The following is a 15,434-nucleotide window of genomic DNA, read 5'->3' as shown; positions in this document are numbered from 1 at the left end:
TTGAATATCCTTGCCTGCCGGGGATAAATAATAGCAGCGGAAAAACAAACTATGGATTGCATAAATAGCGATGCCCTTACTGGTGGTCCACTTTCATCAACAACAGATGAATCTCGACCAGGAACGCCAAGTGGTATCTCTGCGGGCAGAGACGTCATTGAATGTGACAAGAATGAGTTTTCATTATTGCTCCATTTGCCCCCGGGAATAGAATCCAGAATTTTTACCTATTTGCGGGCTCATGATATTACCCAGTTAACACGGGTAAATTTACACATTAACAACAGGCTCAAAAATGATGCTGCAATGGCAAGGGCGTGGTATCGCCAGTTTGCTTCATCGCACCAGGCTCTGCTAAAGACAATCGTTACTACAAAAGATAAAGATGAACTCCAGAAATGGTTAAAGCGTTTCACAGAAGATGAGGCATTAATCAAGTCAATCATGGATCGCCAGGCAAGTATTCACTTTCCTGCTTTGTTCTTTTCCACGCTCACCAAACTGATGTCTGAATGTAAAACATTTAAATTAGAGACAAAAGCCAGCCTCCCCTGTAATGGTGGGATCGATTCCTCTACCTTCAGTGCCGATGGCTGCTACCTGGCGAACAACAGGAATTATAAAACGGTGGAAATCTATGGCCGGGAGAGCAATGGATCCTGGGAGGCAAAAGGCACCATCTGCCACTATGATCGTGTCACATCGGTCACCTTCAGTGTTGACGACCGCTTTGTGGTGACCGCCAGCTTCGATGGCAAGGCGAAAATCTACGGCAGGAAGGATGAACAATCATGGGAAGAAAAAGCCACTATTTCCCATGATGAGTGCGTCACATCAGCCACCTTCAGCGCTGATAGTCGCAATGTAGTGACCGCCGGCGTGGACAACAAAGTGAAAATCTATGGCATCAAGAATGATGGTTCGTGGGAAGAAAAGGCCATTATTACCCACGAAGACTCTGTTGAATCAGCCAGCTTCAGTGCCGATGGTCTCTATGTGGTGACGACCAGTGACGATCGCAAGGTAAAAATCTACGGCCTGGAGGCCGATGGATCGTGGGAAGAAAAAGCTGTCATTACCCACAACAAAGAAGTCAACTCAGCCACATTCAGCTCCGATAGCCGCTATTTGGTGACCGCTGGTGATGATGGCAGGGCAGTAATCTATGGCCTGAATAAAGACGGATCATGGACAGAAAAAACCACCATTTCTCATGATGGTTGGGTCTACTCAGCCCTGTTCAGCCCCGATAACCGCCAGGTGGTGACCTGCAGTGAAGATTTCACGGCGAAAATCTATGACTTGAAGGACGATGGATCATGGGAAGAAAAAGCCATCCTTCCCCATGAGAATACAGTCTACTCAGCCACATTCAGCCCCGATAGCCGCTATGTGGTCGCCCACGATGAAGATTACACGGTGAAAATCTATGGCCAGAAGCTCAATGGATCCTGGGAAGAAAAAACCACCATTTCCCATGATGGGAATATTATGTCAACAACTTTTAGCGTCGATGGCCGCCACTTGATCACCGCCAGTGCAGATGGCACGGCGAAGATTTATGGCCAGACAAGCGATGGGTCATGGCAAGAAAAAGCCATCATTTCCCATAATGCCGGGATCCTGTCAGCCGCCTTCAGCGCCGATAATCTGGTGTTGACCATCCATCCCGATGGAATGATGAAAATCACTGAACTAAAGATGAATGAATGAGTCTTTGCTGTCACTCATTAACCGAGATCTGCATTATTCTTCTGCAACACCTGCCCGACAGGATAGCCCCCTGCTTCAAGATAGATGTTGCCTCCTTTGATTCATGACTCTCAATAACTGAGAGCATTTAGCAAGAGGCTGTTATGGCTCACTATTCCAAAGAAATGAAAGAGCCCGTTATCCAGAAACGGGAAGATCAGCGTCAATAGGCAGACCGGACAATGCCTGCCAGCCAACTAACCGAAATTGAACAAATATCGTGAACTTTCACACTGAAACCCACTCTAAGCTGCAGAATCAATTTTAAATATCCTTGCCAACCAGGGATAAATAACAACCATGGAAAACGAACTATGGATTGCTCAAATAGCAGCTCCTGCAATATTACCCCACGCTCAACAACACCACGTCAGTCACCATCTGATACACCAAGTGGTACCACTATGGGCAAGAACGTCATTGTACGTCACAAGAATGAGTTTTCATTATTGCTCGATTTACCCGAGAATCTACAATCCAAAATTTTCACTTATTTGCAGGTTCGTGATATTGCCCTGTTAACACGGGCAAATTCAAACATTAACAACAGGCTCAAAAATGATGATGCCATGGCAAGGGCATGGTATCGCCAGTTTGCTTCATCACACCAAACTCTGCTGGAGACAATTGTCGCAACAAAAGATAAAGAGGAACTCCAGAAATGGTTGCTGCGTTTTACAAAGGATGAGGCATTAGTCAAGTCAATCACGGATCGCCAACCAAGTGTTTATTTTCCTGCTCTGTTCTTTTTCACTCTCAACAAACTGATGTCTCAATGTAAAACATTTAAATTAGAGACAAAAGCCAGCCTCCCCTGTGATGGTAGGTCCAACTCCGCTGCCTTCAGTGCCGATGGCCGCCACCTGCTGAGCTTCAGGAATGATAAAACGATGGATATATATGGCCACAACAGCGATGGATCATGGGAAGCAAAAGGCTCTATCTCCCATTATGACCGTATCAGATTGGTCACCTTCAGTGACGATAGCTGCTATGTAGTTACCGCTGGAGTGGATGGCAAGGCGAAAATTTATGGCATTAAGGACGAACAATCATGGGAAGAAAAAGCCACTGTTTCCCATGATCAGTGGGTCATATCAGCTACCTTCAGCACCGATAGCCTCCATGTGGCGACCTGTAGTAAAGACGGCAAGGCGAAAATCTATGGCAAGAAAGACGATGGATCATGGGAAGAAAAAGCCATTATTTCCCATGATAAATGGGTCAGCTCAGTCACCTTCAGCGTCGATGGTCGCTATCTGGCGACCACCAGTGGAGATTACAGGGCGAAAATCTATGGCCAGAGGGACGATGGGTCATGGGCAGAAAAAGCCATCATTCCCCACGATTTTATAGTCCATTCGGCCACCTTCAGCGCCGATGGTTACTCTCTGGTGACCACCACCCTGAAAGGCAAAGCGATAATTTGCGGCAAGAATAACGATGGATCGTGGGTAGAAAAAGCCATTATTTCCCACGACAAGTTTGTGCACTCAGTCACCTTCAGCATCGATAGCCGCTGTCTGGTGACGACCGGTTACGATAGCAAGGTGAAAATCCATGGTCTGGAGGACGATGGATCATGGGAAGAAAAAGCCATCATTTCCCATGATAAAGAGGTCAAATCAGTTACCTTCAGCTCCGATAGCCGCAATTTGGTGACCGCCAGTGATGATGGCAGAGCGATAATCTATGGCCAGAACGAAGAAAGATCATGGGAAGAAAAAGTCACCATTTTCCATCACCTGGGTGTATGCTCAGCCACATTCAGCGCCGATAACCGCTATGTGGTGACCGCCAGTTTAGATGGCAAAGCGAAAATCTATGGCAAGAAAGACGATGGATCATGGGAAGAAAAAGCCATCATTTCCCATAACGAAAGTGTCGACTCAGCCACATTCAGCCCCGATAGCCGCCATGTGATCACCCTCAGTAATGATAACACCGTGAAAATCTATGGCAGGAAGATCGATGGGTGCTGGGGAGAAAAAGCTATCATATCCCACCTTATGAAAATTAAATCAGCAACCTTTAGCATCGATGGCCACCATGTGATCACCGCCAGTACCGATGGAACGGCGAAAATTTATGGTCGGCAGAGTGATGGATCCTGGGAAGAAAAAGCCATCATTTCCCATCATAGTGCGATCGTGTCAGCCAGATTTAGCACTGATGGCTACCTATTGACCACTCATGGCGATAAAACAGTGAAAATCACTGAACTGCAGATGAATGACTGATTGTTTGCTGTCAACCCTGTGGTGAGAAGTTGTCGCATAATGCCAACAACTCGTTCCTACGCGAAGCGTGGGTGTCGCAAAACTCTGGCATGAAAGTTCATAACATTGATGTCAGTGAAACTAACAGTTCAACAGGACTTTGATTCGGGACAATGTTTCGTCCCCTTGCTTCCACCAAAACCATTTGCCGATTAAGCGTTAATTGAAGCCGGAAGAGTTTGAGAAGTATCAGTCATTCATCCATCCTTAGTTCAGTGATTTTCGCCGACTGATCTTCATGGATGGTTAACACATAGCCATCGACGCTGAAGGTGGCTGACACGATCCCTCTAGGATAGGAAATGGTGGCTTTTTTTTTCCATGACCCATCGCTTACCTGACCGTAAACAATAGCAAGATGAAAATCTAACGGCGCCAATAAACTAAAAAATGTATTTCTAAACTGGTGATAAATAGATTCCGACGCATTATCGTTATTGGCAGTGACCAAATGGCTGCCATCGACGCTGAAGGATGCTGATCTAATATAATAACCACTGGAAATGGTGGTTTTTTCTTCCCAGGATCCATTACCCTTGCGGCCATAGATTTTTACCTTCCTGTCTTCACCGTGGGTCATCACATGACGGCTGTCGGCGCTAAAGGTTGCTGATATGATTGGCATACGATGGGAAATGGTAGCTCTCTCTTCCCATGATCCATTATCGTTCAGGCCGTAGATTTTCGCCTTATTATCTGCACTGCGGGTGATCACACAGCGGTTATCGGGGCTGAAGGTGGTTGAGTAGATCCGATCATCATGAGAAATGGTGGCTTTTTCGTTCCATGATCCGTCTTCCTGACCATAGATTATCGCCCTGCCATCTTGACCGGAGGTTACCATATGACGGCTATCGGCGCTGAATGTGGCAGAGTAGAAACGATCCTCATTGGAAAAGATGGTTTTTTCTTCCCATGTCCCATCGTCCTCCAGGCCACAGATTTTCATCCTGTTACCTTCACAGCAGGTGATTATATGTCGGCTATCGGCGCTGAATTTGGCTGACCAGACTGAATTGTCATGGGAAATGATGGCTTTTACTATCCATGACCCATCGTTCATTTTGCCATAGATTTTCGCTGTGTGATCCAGACTGGTGGTCACCACATAGCGACTATCGTCGCTGAAGGTGGCTGATGTTAAAAAATCGTGGCTAATGATGGCTTTTTCTGCCCATGACTCATCGTCTTCCAGGCCATAGACTTTCGCCTTGCCATCGTGACTGGCGGTCACTAAATAGCGATCGTTGGCGCTGAAGGTGGCTGACATGACAGGTTTATCATGAGAAATGATGGCTTTTTCTTCCCATGATCGTTCGTCCTTCTTGCCATAGATTCTCGCCTTGCAATCTTCACTGGTGGTCACTACATAGTGGCCATCGTTACTGAGCATGAATGATGTGACACGACCATCATGGGTGATAGTACCTTTCGCTTGCCATGAACCATCGGTCTCCCGACCAAAGATTATCACCGTTTTACTATCACTGACGCTCACCAGATAGTGGCCATCGGCACTTAATGTAGCAGAGTTCATCCTGCCGTTATTGAGGAGGGAGGCTTTTGTCTCAAATATAAATGTTTTGCATTCAATCATCAGTTTAGTGAGAGTGAAAGAGAACAGAGCAGGAAAGTCAATACTCCCGTGACGATCCATGACTGACTTGACTAATGCCTTATCCATTGTAAACCGGCTCAACCAATTCCCGAATTGATCCTTATCTTTTTCAGTGACGATTGTTTTTATCAGAGCCTGGCGTGATGAAGCAAACCGGCGATACCATGCCCTTGCCATTGAATTATCATTTTTGAGCGTCTTGTTCATGTATGAATTTGCCCGTATTAAATTGGCAATATCACGGGTCTGCAAATGACTATAAATTTTGGATTGTATTTCAAAGGGCAAATTGAGCAATAATGAAAGCTTATTCTTGTCACGTACAATGACGTCCCTACCCATAGTGGTAGCAATGGGTGTCTCTGATTGAATCTCTGATTGAGAGTGATCGGGGGTTGGTGAGAGTGGCCCACCAAGGCAAGAATGGTTACTTATGCGGTCCATAGTTCGTTTCTTAAAAGTTGTTATTTCCGCTGGTTGCAGTGATATCCAAAATTGATTCTGCAGATTAGAGTCGTTTGTAACATGAAAGTTCATAACATTGATGTCAGTGAAACTAACAGGAAAACAGGACTTTGATTCGGGAAAATGATCAATAAGTAGAAGTCAGTTTTCTGATAAGTACCGCTCAGAGAACTTACCATCATTGCAGATTGCTTAACTCAACTTAAGTTATGCGCCTTGCCAACTGGCCGTGATTACAGGATCGATTTGATTTCGAGTATCCTGTGACAGCTGAGCGTTACCCGCAGGTGGGGCACTGAAACCAGCCATTGCAGTTACAAGGCTGTCAACCTTGTTTGCAAGAAGCACTGCATCATTGGTACGAATCTCATCCTACGCAAAGCGTGGGTGTCGCAAAACTCTGGTTCCCATACTTTTAGCCCCTCTGGGTCACAACGTAGGAACCCATACCCATCTCGCGCTGCAGAGTCTGCTTTTCAGAGGAGGTATGCATTCCCACGCAGAGCGAGGCTGTCGCAAAAGTGCTGTTGGCATCAATGGCCGAATTAACCAGCCCAAAACCACGGCCCCCCCGGCAAAGGCATCTGTGCTCTGGTAATTCATTTTGCTTCCCTTCTGTTATTTGCCTACAGTGGTAGGTCAATGGAGGTATTTTTATGAATAGCTTATATAACACTGATTATCATCAATGGCTGAGTCAGCAAGTAACCCTGTTGAAAACTCAAAACTTTAATCAGTTGGATTTAGAAAACCTGATTGAGGATTTAGAGTTGAGCCTTAAGCAAGACCTTCGCGAGTTGGAGAACCGCCTGTCAACTTTGATAACTCATCTTCTTAAATGTAATTACCAGACCAGTGCACTAAGGGAGTCTACAGCGACAGATAGAGTCCTTAAAGGTTGGATGGAAACCATAGTTAGATCAAGAATTAAGATTAATAAACTGGTGAAAGAGAATCCTAGTTTAACGTCAAGGATCAAAGACTCCCTTAAACAAGCGTATGTTGATGGTAAAAAAGGAGCCATCAAAGAAATGAATATTTATGTCCATAAAAAACTCGACAACAATAGCTTTCCTGACGAATGCCCCTGGAGCTATGAGCAAATAATGACTGAAGACTGGTATCCACTCAACGGTGTCTGAGTGGTAGGGCAATGGAGGTGATTTATGGAAAACTTGTACGACACTGATTACCACCAATGGCTGAGCCAACAGCAGGATCTGCTTGCCAAATGACATTTTGACGGGCTTGACACAGAGAAATTGTTGGGGGAGCTAGAGCTGGGCAATGAACAACCCCGCCAGGGGGCGGGGTATTCTTGGTGCAAACTCAAAACATTGCAAGCTGATGATCTGAGTGAAGTTTGTCGTACTCATTTCCCTGATTCTTCACATAATTCGCTATCATCTGCTCATCACCATGCTTTCCGACAGTGCTTGCAAAGTACCCATCAGTCCAAAATTCGCCGCCCATAATGGTTTTGCAACACCCTCAAAGCGTAGGAACGAGTTGTTAGAGTTTTGCGACACCCTCGAAGCGAGTTGTTATTGTGAACTTTCTCAAGAAATCCGACTCAAAGCTACAGAATCAATTTTGAATATCCCTGCCAGTGAGGGATAAATAATAACTATGGAAAACGAGTTATGGATTGCCTAAAGAGTCATTCCAGTATTGGTGACGCACTTTCATCAACACCCGTTCAATCTCAATCAGGGACACCAAGTGGAATCAGCACGCGCAGGGACGTATTTGTTCGTGACAAGAATGAGCTTTCTTTATTGCTCGATTTACCCTTTGAAATACAATCCAAAATTTATACTTATTTGCAGACTCGTGATATTGCCCGTTTAACACAGGTGAATTCATGCATTTACAACACGCTCAAAAAAGATGCATCAATGATAAAGGCGTGGTATCGCCAGATTGCTCCATCACACCAGGCTCTGATAAAGACAATCGTTATGGCAAAAGATAAAAATCAACTCGAAGGTTGGTTAAGCCGTTTCACAGAGGATAAGGCATTAGTCAAGTCGATCATGGATCGCCAAACGAGTATTTATTTTCCTGCTCTGTTCTATTCCACTCTCACTAAACTGATGTCTCAATGTAAAACATTCGAATTAGAGACAAAAGCCAACCTCCCAGGTAATGGTAAGCTGAACTCAGCCAGCTTCAGCGCCGATGGCCGCTGTATGGCGATCGCCAGTGATAATGATACGCTGGAAATCTATGGCCGGGAGAGCGATGGATCCTGGACAGAAAAAGGCACTGTCCTCCATTATGGCAGTATCATTTCGTCCACCTTCAGCGCCAATGGCCGCTATGTAGTGACCGCCAGTAAGGATGGCGAGGCGAAAATCTATGGCAAGAAGGACGATGGATCATGGGAAGAAAAAGCCACTATTTCCCATAATAACTGGGTCAACTCAGCAACCTTCAGCAACGATAGTCGCTATGTAGTAACCGCCAGTGGCGATGGCAAGGCGAAAATTTACGGCCAGAGGGACGATGGGTCATGGGTAGAAAAAGCCATTATTTTCCATGATCAAGATGTCAAATCAGCCACCTTCAGCCCCGATAGCCGCCATGTGTTGACCCGCAGCAGTGATGGCGAAGCGAAAATCTATAGCCAGAGGGTCGATGGATCATGGGAAGAAAAAGCCATTATTTCCCACGACGACTGGGCCTTCTCAGCTGGCTTCTGCGCTGATAGTCGCCATGTGATCACCCGCGGCGAAAATAACAAGGTAAAAATCTTTAGCATCGAGGCCGACGGGTCATGGCAAGAAAAAGCCACTATTTCCCATGATTGCTGGGTCCTCTCAGCCGCTATCAGCGCCAATGGCCGCTATGTGGTGACCACCCGTCGCGATCACTCTGTGAAAATCCATAGCCTGGAGGACGATGGATCATCGGAAGAAAAAGCCATCTTTTCCCATGAGAATCGTGTCAATTCAGCCTGCTTCAGCCCCGATAGCCGCCATGTGGTGAGCCACAGTTACGATGGCAAGGCGAAAATCTATGGCCAGAAAGACAATGGATCATGGGAAGTAAAAGCCATCATTTCCCATGATGACAGAGTCTGGTTAGCCACATTCAGCGCCGATAGTTGCTATCTAATCACCTGCGGTGAAGATAACAAGGCGAAAATCTATGGCCGGAAGGGCGATGGATCATGGCAAGAAAAAGCCATCATCTCTCATGACAAGGATATAAGATCAGCAACCTTTAGCGTCGATAGCCACCATGTGGTCACCGCCAGTATTGATAAAACGGCGAAAATTTATGGCCAGGTAAGCGATGGATCCTGGCAAGAAAAAGCCACCATTTCCCATCCTAGTAGTATCAGATCAGCTATCTTCAGCGCCGATGGCCTTGTGTTGACCATCCATGGCATTAACACAGCAAAAATCACTGAACTACGGATGGATGTATGACTGATTATTTGCTGTCAATCTTGTGGTTAGAAGTTGTCACATAATTACAACTCGTTCCTACACGAAGCGAGTTGTTATTGTGAACTTTCATACTAAAACCGACTCTAGGAGCCTGACCGAGAATAGCGCAACCAGACCAACAGAAGTTTTCCCAAATCTTAAAATGAGCAAAAAATATCCAATTATTAGTGGGATTTTGCTCATTTTTGCATATTTATGCCTTCTCACAGCCTCTATGCTGCCTTTTTAGCCTCTTTCAAATCTTCAAGACGGATTGACCTCGTGGAAGCCGCTTTTACAAATTTTTTGATATTATGCGCAGTGCATACCAGTGAAAATTCCGCTGAAACTTTTTCTTTGCCGCGGAGACTGAACCCTCGGAAACCAGATTCTTTTATCTGTCCAAATGGTGGCTCCGCAATAACTTTACGACGCTCATATATGGCTTTCGCACCGGCTGTCTCCATTTTCTTATTCATAGCCTGACGTGCTTTTTCAAACTTATCGGTACGGATAACCCTGCCAGCCTCTTTCTTTGAATCACTGCAATTCCGACGATAAGGGCATTCCCTGCATACCGTCTTGTTTGCCCGGTAGCTTTTTCTTTTGCTTTTGCTGGCCGGGTTCGTTACCAGCTTTTCCCCTGCCGGACAGATAAATACATCAGCTTCGGAATCATACGCAAAATCCGCTTTGACAAACTTCCTGTCAGAGCTTTCAAGGTCGTCAGCGGCAGGCTTCTCCGCCTTGTCGGTTGCGATATAGGCATCAATCTCATGTCGCTCGACTGTATGTAAGTTTGACCCTGAAAAGTAACCATTATCCATACTCCACTTATCTACAGCCGCGCCATCAGTGGCTCCTGATAATGCCCTCAGCGCCGGCTCCACTTCCTGTACATCGTTGGCGTGTTGGCTGACATGCTGGCCAACAATGATCTGGTTATCGGAATCAACTGTAATTTGAGCATTGTAGCTGTACTCACAATACCCCTTCTTGCTCATCATGCGGGCATCGTGATCTGCAAAACTGATCTGCTTTTTGTCGTCTATTGGTTTGTCTGGATTTAAAGCTTTTTCACGTTCTTCAAGTGCTTTCTTGGCCTCTTTGATTTTTTTCAGGCGCTCTTCTTTAAACTGGAGGTCTTCAGGAATGCTGTAACCATTGGTTGCTTTGTAGGCGTCATCTTCTTCCTGATCACACTGACTGGCTTTTTTGATCAGCTCATCCACTTCGGTACTGAGTTCTGCCTCTTTCGCTTTGAGCCTCCCGTAGCTCATGGCCTTGTGTTTTGAGCTGTTGGCTTTGAACTTGGAGCCGTCCAGGCTGATATGACCCAGTGATGCCATTTTGAGTTCAATGGCCAGTTTGACTGACTGTTTGAAGCAGTCATGGAAAAACGACAGATTATCCTTACGAAAGTCACCAAGAACCCTGAAATTCGGGCAGTTCATTTGTGAGATATACATGAACGCCAAGTCTTGTCGACACCGTCGCTCAATCTCACGGGAACTGAAAACACCATGGCTGTATGCGTAGATCAGAATAGCGACAATGAGCTTTGGAGGGTATGCGTGCTGACCAAGGTGGTGATATTTTTTTTCGACTTCAGACGTATTAATGTTCTGAAAAATGCTTTCATAAATAAAACAATCATGATCTTTGGGAAGCAAATCGAAAACGTTGGTTGGGAACAGCAGATGCTGATCAAACTCAACAGGACTGTCCTTAAACTTTGGTGGTGGTGACATTTGGCATAATCAGAGTTGGTTTAAGGCTTATCATAACAGATAAGCCTATTCTCGGTCAGGCTCCTAGCAGCCTGTCGGACTTAAGACTGTCCTACACGGCAACTGCTCCTGCGTTGCTCTAGCTCCTGCATCCATGCAGTCGTGCGGTTGCAATAAATTGGTCTAAAAATCTCTGTTTCTTCGTCAAATAGCTCGCTATTCTCCTCAGAAACAGAGATTTTTATCCTCAATTTCTTGCAATCCTCGCTACGGACGCTTAAGTCCGACAGGCTGCTAGGAGCCTGACCGAGAATAGCGCCCGTAGCGAGGACGGCAGAAAATTGAGGATGAAAATTCGGTTTTGTAAGGAGAATAGCGAGCTATTTGACGAACAAAAGCGGATTTTCAGACCAATTTGCTGCCGCCGCAGTAGGGCAGTCTATTCTCGGTCAGGCTCCTAGCAGCCTGTCGGACTTAAGCGTCCGTAGCGAGGATTGCAAGAAATTGAGGATAAAAATCTCTGTTTCTGAGGAGAATAGCGAGCTATTTGACGAAGAAACAGAGATTTTTAGACCAATTTATTGCAACCGCACGACTGCATGGATGCAGGAGCTAGAGCAACGCAGGAGCAGTTGCCGTGTAGGACAGTCTTAAGTCCGACAGGCTGCTAGGAGCCTGACCGAGAATAGCGCAACCAGACCAACAGAAGTTTTCCCAAATCTTAAAATGAGCAAAAAATATCCAATTATTAGTGGGATTTTGCTCATTTTTGCATATTTATGCCTTCTCACAGCCTCTATGCTGCCTTTTTAGCCTCTTTCAAATCTTCAAGACGGATTGACCTCGTGGAAGCCGCTTTTACAAATTTTTTGATATTATGCGCAGTGCATACCAGTGAAAATTCCGCTGAAACTTTTTCTTTGCCGCGGAGACTGAACCCTCGGAAACCAGATTCTTTTATCTGTCCAAATGGTGGCTCCGCAATAACTTTACGACGCTCATATATGGCTTTCGCACCGGCTGTCTCCATTTTCTTATTCATAGCCTGACGTGCTTTTTCAAACTTATCGGTACGGATAACCCTGCCAGCCTCTTTCTTTGAATCACTGCAATTCCGACGATAAGGGCATTCCCTGCATACCGTCTTGTTTGCCCGGTAGCTTTTTCTTTTGCTTTTGCTGGCCGGGTTCGTTACCAGCTTTTCCCCTGCCGGACAGATAAATACATCAGCTTCGGAATCATACGCAAAATCCGCTTTGACAAACTTCCTGTCAGAGCTTTCAAGGTCGTCAGCGGCAGGCTTCTCCGCCTTGTCGGTTGCGATATAGGCATCAATCTCATGTCGCTCGACTGTATGTAAGTTTGACCCTGAAAAGTAACCATTATCCATACTCCACTTATCTACAGCCGCGCCATCAGTGGCTCCTGATAATGCCCTCAGCGCCGGCTCCACTTCCTGTACATCGTTGGCGTGTTGGCTGACATGCTGGCCAACAATGATCTGGTTATCGGAATCAACTGTAATTTGAGCATTGTAGCTGTACTCACAATACCCCTTCTTGCTCATCATGCGGGCATCGTGATCTGCAAAACTGATCTGCTTTTTGTCGTCTATTGGTTTGTCTGGATTTAAAGCTTTTTCACGTTCTTCAAGTGCTTTCTTGGCCTCTTTGATTTTTTTCAGGCGCTCTTCTTTAAACTGGAGGTCTTCAGGAATGCTGTAACCATTGGTTGCTTTGTAGGCGTCATCTTCTTCCTGATCACACTGACTGGCTTTTTTGATCAGCTCATCCACTTCGGTACTGAGTTCTGCCTCTTTCGCTTTGAGCCTCCCGTAGCTCATGGCCTTGTGTTTTGAGCTGTTGGCTTTGAACTTGGAGCCGTCCAGGCTGATATGACCCAGTGATGCCATTTTGAGTTCAATGGCCAGTTTGACTGACTGTTTGAAGCAGTCATGGAAAAACGACAGATTATCCTTACGAAAGTCACCAAGAACCCTGAAATTCGGGCAGTTCATTTGTGAGATATACATGAACGCCAAGTCTTGTCGACACCGTCGCTCAATCTCACGGGAACTGAAAACACCATGGCTGTATGCGTAGATCAGAATAGCGACAATGAGCTTTGGAGGGTATGCGTGCTGACCAAGGTGGTGATATTTTTTTTCGACTTCAGACGTATTAATGTTCTGAAAAATGCTTTCATAAATAAAACAATCATGATCTTTGGGAAGCAAATCGAAAACGTTGGTTGGGAACAGCAGATGCTGATCAAACTCAACAGGACTGTCCTTAAACTTTGGTGGTGGTGACATTTGGCATAATCAGAGTTGGTTTAAGGCTTATCATAACAGATAAGCCTATTCTCGGTCAGGCTCCTAGGAGCCTGACCGAGAATAGCGCAACCAGACCAACAGAAGTTTTCCCAAATCTTAAAATGAGCAAAAAATATCCAATTATTAGTGGGATTTTGCTCATTTTTGCATATTTATGCCTTCTCACAGCCTCTATGCTGCCTTTTTAGCCTCTTTCAAATCTTCAAGACGGATTGACCTCGTGGAAGCCGCTTTTACAAATTTTTTGATATTATGCGCAGTGCATACCAGTGAAAATTCCGCTGAAACTTTTTCTTTGCCGCGGAGACTGAACCCTCGGAAACCAGATTCTTTTATCTGTCCAAATGGTGGCTCCGCAATAACTTTACGACGCTCATATATGGCTTTCGCACCGGCTGTCTCCATTTTCTTATTCATAGCCTGACGTGCTTTTTCAAACTTATCGGTACGGATAACCCTGCCAGCCTCTTTCTTTGAATCACTGCAATTCCGACGATAAGGGCATTCCCTGCATACCGTCTTGTTTGCCCGGTAGCTTTTTCTTTTGCTTTTGCTGGCCGGGTTCGTTACCAGCTTTTCCCCTGCCGGACAGATAAATACATCAGCTTCGGAATCATACGCAAAATCCGCTTTGACAAACTTCCTGTCAGAGCTTTCAAGGTCGTCAGCGGCAGGCTTCTCCGCCTTGTCGGTTGCGATATAGGCATCAATCTCATGTCGCTCGACTGTATGTAAGTTTGACCCTGAAAAGTAACCATTATCCATACTCCACTTATCTACAGCCGCGCCATCAGTGGCTCCTGATAATGCCCTCAGCGCCGGCTCCACTTCCTGTACATCGTTGGCGTGTTGGCTGACATGCTGGCCAACAATGATCTGGTTATCGGAATCAACTGTAATTTGAGCATTGTAGCTGTACTCACAATACCCCTTCTTGCTCATCATGCGGGCATCGTGATCTGCAAAACTGATCTGCTTTTTGTCGTCTATTGGTTTGTCTGGATTTAAAGCTTTTTCACGTTCTTCAAGTGCTTTCTTGGCCTCTTTGATTTTTTTCAGGCGCTCTTCTTTAAACTGGAGGTCTTCAGGAATGCTGTAACCATTGGTTGCTTTGTAGGCGTCATCTTCTTCCTGATCACACTGACTGGCTTTTTTGATCAGCTCATCCACTTCGGCACTGAGTTCTGCCTCTTTCGCTTTGAGCCTCCCGTAGCTCATGGCCTTGTGTTTTGAGCTGTTGGCTTTGAACTTGGAGCCGTCCAGGCTGATATGACCCAGTGATGCCATTTTGAGTTCAATGGCCAGTTTGACTGACTGTTTGAAGCAGTCATGGAAAAACGACAGATTATCCTTACGAAAGTCACCAAGAACCCTGAAATTCGGGCAGTTCATTTGTGAGATATACATGAACGCCAAGTCTTGTCGACACCGTCGCTCAATCTCACGGGAACTGAAAACACCATGGCTGTATGCGTAGATCAGAATAGCGACAATGAGCTTTGGAGGGTATGCGTGCTGACCAAGGTGGTGATATTTTTTTTCGACTTCAGACGTATTAATGTTCTGAAAAATGCTTTCATAAATAAAACAATCATGATCTTTGGGAAGCAAATCGAAAACGTTGGTTGGGAACAGCAGATGCTGATCAAACTCAACAGGACTGTCCTTAAACTTTGGTGGTGGTGACATTTGGCATAATCAGAGTTGGTTTAAGGCTTATCATAACAGATAAGCCTATTCTCGGTCAGGCTGCTAGGAGGCTGACCGAGAATAGCGCCCGTAGCGAGGACGGCAGAAAATTGAGGATGAAAATTCGGT

General features: G+C 45.5%; 8 protein-coding genes and 1 pseudogene. 4 read left to right on the top strand and 5 right to left on the bottom strand.

Annotated elements, in window-relative coordinates; genetic code table 11:
• Positions 1 to 51 precede the first annotated feature (51 nt).
• Both ACOJUO_RS13405 and ACOJUO_RS13400 read left to right on the top strand, forming a co-directional pair.
• Positions 52 to 1,713 carry a WD40 repeat domain-containing protein gene (locus ACOJUO_RS13405; protein ID WP_422137203.1) on the top strand — a complete coding sequence of 554 codons (1,662 nt, stop codon included), beginning with the start codon at positions 52 to 54 and terminating at the stop codon, positions 1,711 to 1,713.
• Between the two features lie 353 nt (positions 1,714 to 2,066).
• Complete coding sequence (locus tag ACOJUO_RS13400) at positions 2,067 to 3,992, top strand: WD40 repeat domain-containing protein (protein WP_422137202.1); 1,926 nt, start codon at positions 2,067 to 2,069, stop codon at positions 3,990 to 3,992.
• Between the two features lie 232 nt (positions 3,993 to 4,224).
• On the opposite strand, the gene ACOJUO_RS13395 is transcribed toward ACOJUO_RS13400, so the two are convergent.
• Entirely contained in the window at positions 4,225 to 6,093 is a 1,869-nt protein-coding gene (locus ACOJUO_RS13395) for a WD40 repeat domain-containing protein (protein ID WP_422137201.1), read from the bottom strand.
• 677 nt (positions 6,094 to 6,770) lie between these two features.
• Between ACOJUO_RS13395 and ACOJUO_RS13390 the strand changes: the two genes are divergently transcribed.
• Positions 6,771 to 7,256, top strand: coding sequence for a DUF29 domain-containing protein (locus ACOJUO_RS13390; RefSeq protein WP_422132512.1), 486 nt, complete (start codon positions 6,771 to 6,773; stop codon positions 7,254 to 7,256).
• Positions 7,257 to 7,443: 187 nt separating this feature from the next.
• Here ACOJUO_RS13390 and ACOJUO_RS13385 read toward each other — a convergent pair.
• Positions 7,444 to 7,596: pseudogene (locus ACOJUO_RS13385) on the bottom strand (transposase); the annotation flags it as partial.
• 161 nt (positions 7,597 to 7,757) lie between these two features.
• Here ACOJUO_RS13385 and ACOJUO_RS13380 point away from each other — a divergent pair.
• Positions 7,758 to 9,551 carry an F-box/WD repeat-containing protein gene (locus ACOJUO_RS13380; protein WP_422137200.1) on the top strand — a complete coding sequence of 598 codons (1,794 nt, stop codon included), beginning with the start codon at positions 7,758 to 7,760 and terminating at the stop codon, positions 9,549 to 9,551.
• Between the two features lie 233 nt (positions 9,552 to 9,784).
• Here the strand turns inward: ACOJUO_RS13380 and ACOJUO_RS13375 are convergent, their stop codons facing one another.
• From ACOJUO_RS13375 to ACOJUO_RS13365, 3 genes are all read right to left on the bottom strand, one after another.
• Entirely contained in the window at positions 9,785 to 11,302 is a 1,518-nt protein-coding gene (locus ACOJUO_RS13375) for an IS1182 family transposase (protein WP_422137199.1), read from the bottom strand.
• A gap of 775 nt (positions 11,303 to 12,077) precedes the next feature.
• Positions 12,078 to 13,595 (bottom strand): IS1182 family transposase, encoded by a 1,518-nt coding sequence (locus tag ACOJUO_RS13370; protein ID WP_422137199.1) that lies wholly within the window; start codon positions 13,593 to 13,595, stop codon positions 12,078 to 12,080.
• 192 nt (positions 13,596 to 13,787) lie between these two features.
• Positions 13,788 to 15,305: an IS1182 family transposase gene (locus ACOJUO_RS13365; protein WP_422137198.1), complete on the bottom strand. Its 1,518-nt coding sequence runs from the start codon at positions 15,303 to 15,305 to the stop codon at positions 13,788 to 13,790.
• Between the last annotated feature and the right edge of the window lie 129 nt (positions 15,306 to 15,434).

The organism is Endozoicomonas sp. ALC020 (genome assembly GCF_049275935.1).
In the GTDB taxonomy this organism is placed as follows: Bacteria; Pseudomonadota; Gammaproteobacteria; order Pseudomonadales; family Endozoicomonadaceae; genus Endozoicomonas_A.
The sequence above is the reverse complement of the archived record's forward strand: the minus strand, read 5'-3'. Positions and strand labels throughout refer to the sequence as shown.